The sequence below is a fragment of the Methanocalculus sp. genome, from assembly GCF_030651615.1.
Taxonomy (GTDB): Archaea; Halobacteriota; Methanomicrobia; order Methanomicrobiales; family Methanocorpusculaceae; genus Methanocalculus.
On the sequence record NZ_JAUSCG010000242.1, the window covers coordinates 1 to 4,139 of the forward strand.

Below are 4,139 nucleotides of genomic sequence, written 5' to 3' on the forward strand. Positions count from 1 at the left end.
ATGTGAGGCGGCGGGTCGGGATGGTCTTTCAGAACTCAGATTCACAGCTCTTCGCACCTACGGTCTATCAGGATGTAGCATTTGGGCCATTGAACCTGGGCTTCTCTGAAGATGAGATCAAGCGTGTCGTCTCCGAATCCCTCTTTGCAGTTGGATTATCCGGATACGAACGAAGGCCTCCGCATCATCTCTCCGGCGGTGAGAAGAAACGGGTTGCTATCGCCGGGGTACTCGCGATGCAGCCGGAGATCCTGATCTTCGATGAACCAACGAGTTCGCTTGATCCGGCAGGTGCCGCGGAGATTATGGATCTTCTTGAAGAGATCAATCATCGGGGTGTGACGATCCTTCTCTCTACCCATGATGTTGAGCTCGCCTACAGCTGGGCAGATGATGTAGTGCTGATCGAAGGAGGTGAGATCCTGCATCATGGGCCTCCACGTTCAGCATTCTGTGATACCGACCTGATGAGGCGTGCCCACCTTACCCTGCCGACGGTTTTATCGCTTCATCACCATCTCGCAGCCCGCGGTATGATGGACCCGGCTGATCCCCCTTCCGGTATCCTTGATATTGCACAGAAGATCGAGAAGATAGCATCTATACGAACCACTCCCCATTCACCAGCACCGATCTATCTCATCGATGCGGCATCCGGGGTGGATGGTATCCTCAGTTCTCTTCAGAAGACGGTCTCTTCCCTCAGGATCGGGGTGATGGGAACAACTGCAAAACGTCTCCTCGCAGAAGCTGGGATCACAGCTGACTTCACCTATGGTGTGATCGATGCCTCGATCCTCCATGCACTCAGGATGGAACCTGTTGTTATCATCACGACCGGTGGTATGATTGATCGTGTCCGGACAAGGATTAGAACGTTTTCAGAAGAGAGCGGTATCCCCCTATCACTTCTTCCTGTTTTGTCAACCACCCACGACTAATGTCGTGGGCTTCCTGCCTGTTCAGATCGTGAAATGATGATACAAAATAGTGTTGAATCCGGAACAGGAGGATTATCTGGTGTTCCTGTGATGATCCGCTCGTCTGCCTCTCCAAGGTCCTGGCAGATATAGATGAAAACATCATGCTCCTTCAGCGCCTTTGCCAGTGCATCAACAGGAAATTTCGGATCGGCGATGATGAAGACCGGCCGCATGCGCTTGATATCAATGACTGCATCATCGATCGCTTTCTCATGGTCTTTCCCATGGGCATCAATCACCGAGACATTGCTCCAGGGAATACCGATTCGTGCGAAGGAGACCTGAAGCGATGATATGCCGGGTATGATCTCTCCTCCGGGATGCCCAAGACCAGCAAGGAGGGGATCTCCTGTTGAGAGGAGAACAGCATCGTCTGGAAGGCTTCCCAGGTGTTTAAAGTCGGTGATCGCAGTTACGCTGCATCCGGGAGGGATATGATTGCGTACACGTTCGATTGCACGTGCGGATCCGCAGATGATACGTGCATTATCAATCGCTCTGATCGCCTCCTCGGTGAGCATCCCCTCTCCGCAACCAACACCGATCACCTTCATCGTGAATCACCTATTACCTCACCATCACGATTAACTATGACGATTCGGATACCTGTGGGAGTAGCATCATTGAGCATCTCTCTCATCCGGTTTTGACCCTCTTCCGTTGCGACATACTCTTCAACAGTCTGGTATCCTGTTCCTTCAAGGATATCCGGATTGATGAACTTCAGGATAAGTCCTGGCAGTCCGCAGAGGATCGTCTCACAGGATGAGGCTTTGATTGCCTGACCGATCTTTGACCCGGCAAGAACCACCTCATATTCCGGAAAGAGGAGACGGGAGATCCGAAGGCCGATCCTGCCTGTTGTGATTACGACACGATCGGCAGACCTGACCCGCTCCTCCATTGAAGACTCCAGATGATCATCCCATGGCTCAACAAATCCGGTCGTGCCAAGGAGTGAGATTCCACCGATAACGCCTACCCTCGGGTTCAGGGTGTCTGCACCGGCATCTCTTCCTCCAATAACAGAGATGGTTACGCTCACACCTGAGAATTTGTTAGCTTCGAGTGCCTCGGTAATGGCTGTCAGAATACAATCCCGTGCGGGTGGGGAGATTGCCGGTTCGCCTTCAGTATATCTGGGGGTGTCTCTGACGAACCTCCCGATCCCCTCTCCGGCATGGAGGATGATCTCAGTATCTTCAACAGCATCCGCTCTGAAGAGGAGTCCGGCGGTTCTGTCTTCAGGATAGTCACCTGAATCTTTCACCGCAGATCCACGACCATCCTCACCGGTTGCTGGCACGACCACTCTGATTCCGCAGGGCAGAAGAATGTCGACCTCAAGAACTGGTTTTCTGAGTGAGAGGACAGCAGCCTTTGCAGCAGCCGCAGCTGTTGCACCGGTGGTTATCCCACGTCTGAGAACTGCACCGGACGCGGTCAGAACCCCGCGCCCCGTCGAGACGAGTTCAAGTTCGTCTCTGCTCTGAACACGGGAGACCCACTCATCTGGAATTGTGAACCCTGTTACCGGATCGATCATGGAAGTGATATCGTGATGATCTCGTTTATGCTCGCAACAGCGATCGGTGTTCCTCCCCGTGTACCGATATTTGAGACTGATGGTACCGGCATCGTCCTGAGGAGCTCCTTTGACTCAGCCGCATTCACAAACCCGACAGGTGTTCCGATGATAAGACCTGGAACGATCCCTTCTTCAATGAGACGACAGACCGAGAGGAGAGCGGATGGTGCGTTGCCGATGACGACAATCGATCCGGCGAGTTTTTCTCCAAGGGCGATAAATCCAGCAGATGTCCTGGTTATCCCGGATCTCCTGGCGAGATCAGCCCCATAATCAAGTGCGCATTCGACTCTGCAGGAATGCCCTTTCTTCAGGATACCGACCTGAACCATCCTGATATCGGTATAGATTGGAGCACCTGACCGGATCGCAGCGACTCCGGCTGACACGGGATCATGTTCAAACCGCATCAGATCAGCCATCGTGAAATCGCCAACAGCGACTGAGCAACGTTGTCGAATCCGATCTTCCGGTGTGTTATCTCCGATTGCCTCTCTCGCAAGCTTTCTGCTTCTGCTGGCTATTGAATACCCTTCACGGGTATCTGCGCCGAGATCAATATACGTATTTCCGGTGATATCCCCTTGGGGTGATAATTCCTCTGACATCGTCTCCCACCTTCCAGATACGGCTCTCAAGACCGCCGATGATCACAATTGAATGCATATCAACCTTTGAGGTATCCGACTGAAGGACCCCAAGAGTCATAATATGCCGCTCTTCACCCGGGCGGTATGCGTTTTTGACAACTCCTACCGGTGTCTCCTGACCACGATGTTCTCCGGCTATTGCGAGTGCGGCATCAAGGTTATGCGGCCTCCCCCGGCTCCTTGGGTTATAGATCGCAACCGGCACCCCCATCGCAAATGCATGACCAAGCCGCTCCTCGATCACATCCCATGGTGTGAGGAGATCGGAGAGTGATATGGTAACATAATCCCCTGAGAGCGGGGATCCGAGGCATGATGCTGCAGCAGTTGCTGCTGTCACCCCTGGAATCACCTCGATCTCAACGGATGATCCCGTCCTCTCGGCAACTTCGATGACGATCCCTGCCATCCCATAGACGCCTGCATCACCTCCGGATACCATTGCGACACGGTGCGCTGCTGCGAGGTCAAGGGCCATCTGCGCCCGGTTCACTTCTTCACCCATCGGGCTCTTTACCACCTCTTTTCCGGCAATAAGTGGCCTTATGAGGTCGATATAGACGTTGTTTCCGATGATATACTCCGCTCTTGCGATCGCTTTGAGAGCTGCCGGGGTCAGTTGCTGAATGTTCCCCGGTCCTGTGCTGACGATCGACAGGAGGCCTTTTCCCTTATCTTCCGATTGCAATGGTCACCCTTCCATAGGTTTTCTTTCTCATAACGAGCCTCCCCATCTCCGCAAAGGCGAGGGCACAGGGTTCTGCAACCCCTGTTAACCCGATCATGGTTGCCCGGGACGGAGATGGAGCCTCTATTGAATTGATCGTTTCGTCGTCCAGGTAGATGAGTACACCCCCAATCTTCCTGATCCCTTCGGCAAGACCGGGATCGCTCCGCTTCTTTTCGGTTGTTACAAAC

The 4,139-nt window shown here is 53.2% G+C and carries 6 protein-coding genes; 1 reads left to right on the forward strand and 5 read right to left on the reverse strand.

Features of this window, described 5'->3' with window-relative positions; genetic code table 11:
* The coding region (locus Q7V06_RS10205) for an energy-coupling factor ABC transporter ATP-binding protein (RefSeq protein ID WP_304841124.1) at positions 1-941 on the forward strand (941 nt) is incomplete at its 5' end.
* On the opposite strand, the gene Q7V06_RS10210 is transcribed toward Q7V06_RS10205, so the two are convergent.
* The 5 genes from Q7V06_RS10210 to Q7V06_RS10230 form a co-directional block, all read right to left on the reverse strand.
* Entirely contained in the window at positions 938-1,537 is a 600-nt protein-coding gene (locus tag Q7V06_RS10210) for a cobalt-precorrin-7 (C(5))-methyltransferase (RefSeq protein WP_304841125.1), read from the reverse strand. The two genes, Q7V06_RS10205 and Q7V06_RS10210, sit on opposite strands and share 4 nt — an antisense overlap.
* The gene (locus tag Q7V06_RS10215; protein WP_304841126.1) at positions 1,534-2,529 is read right to left on the reverse strand and encodes a cobalt-precorrin-5B (C(1))-methyltransferase; all 996 of its coding nucleotides are present in this window, start codon (positions 2,527-2,529) and stop codon (positions 1,534-1,536) included. Before Q7V06_RS10215 ends, Q7V06_RS10210 begins: the two co-directional genes overlap by 4 nt.
* Positions 2,526-3,179 (reverse strand): precorrin-8X methylmutase, encoded by a 654-nt coding sequence (locus Q7V06_RS10220; RefSeq protein WP_304841127.1) that lies wholly within the window; start codon positions 3,177-3,179, stop codon positions 2,526-2,528. Before Q7V06_RS10220 ends, Q7V06_RS10215 begins: the two co-directional genes overlap by 4 nt.
* Positions 3,127-3,909: a precorrin-3B C(17)-methyltransferase gene (cobJ, locus tag Q7V06_RS10225; RefSeq protein WP_304841128.1), complete on the reverse strand. Its 783-nt coding sequence runs from the start codon at positions 3,907-3,909 to the stop codon at positions 3,127-3,129. Before cobJ ends, Q7V06_RS10220 begins: the two co-directional genes overlap by 53 nt.
* On the reverse strand, positions 3,893-4,139 hold a 247-nt coding region (locus Q7V06_RS10230; RefSeq protein WP_304841129.1), incomplete at its 5' end, for a cobalamin biosynthesis protein. The genes cobJ and Q7V06_RS10230, both read right to left, overlap by 17 nt.

Bases quoted from the DNA above. Each gene is read 5' to 3' on its own strand.
- Q7V06_RS10210 (WP_304841125.1), bottom strand. From the start codon at position 1,537: ATGAAGGTGATCGGTGTTGGTTGCGGAGAGGGGATGCTCACCGAGGAG.
- Q7V06_RS10215 (WP_304841126.1), bottom strand. From the start codon at position 2,529: ATGATCGATCCGGTAACAGGGTTCACAATTCCAGATGAGTGGGTCTCC.
- Q7V06_RS10220 (WP_304841127.1), bottom strand. From the start codon at position 3,179: ATGTCAGAGGAATTATCACCCCAAGGGGATATCACCGGAAATACGTAT.